Origin of the sequence: Bradyrhizobium sp. Ce-3 (genome assembly GCF_022835695.1) — a bacterium.
Lineage (GTDB): Bacteria > Pseudomonadota > Alphaproteobacteria > Rhizobiales > Xanthobacteraceae > Bradyrhizobium.
Map to the genome: position 1 here is coordinate 1 of NZ_BQUV01000034.1, position 396 is coordinate 396.

Annotated in this window: 1 pseudogene; it reads right to left on the reverse strand. The window is 59.6% G+C overall.

The features are described from left to right. Window positions 1-325: pseudogene (locus BRSPCE3_RS35710) on the reverse strand (NAD(P)-binding protein); the annotation flags it as partial. Window positions 326-396: the final 71 nt, after the last annotated feature.

Genomic DNA, 396 nt, shown 5'->3' on the forward strand with positions numbered 1-396 from the left:
GGAACCGCGCCTGGCCTCCCAGGAGATTGGATCTTTCCACCAGGTGAACGGGAAAGCCGTGATCGGCCAGTTCCAGCGCCGTTGTCATGCCCGATGGGCCACCGCCGATGACCAGTGCGGACTGCTGCACCCCCACAACGATCTCAGGCAGGGGATTGAGGAGCCCGACCTTGGAGACGGCCATCCGCACGAGGTCCATGGCTTTCCGGGTCGCCTGTTCCGGTTCGCCGGAATGCACCCAGGAATCCTGGTTCCGGATGTTGGCCATTTCGAAGAGGTACTAGTTGAGGCCGGCCGCCTTGAGAGTCTCTCGAAACAGGGGCTCACATGAAGAAAATGTTGACATCCAGGTCTTTGACGTGATCCTTCGCGATCATCGCTTCCTTGATGGCGTAA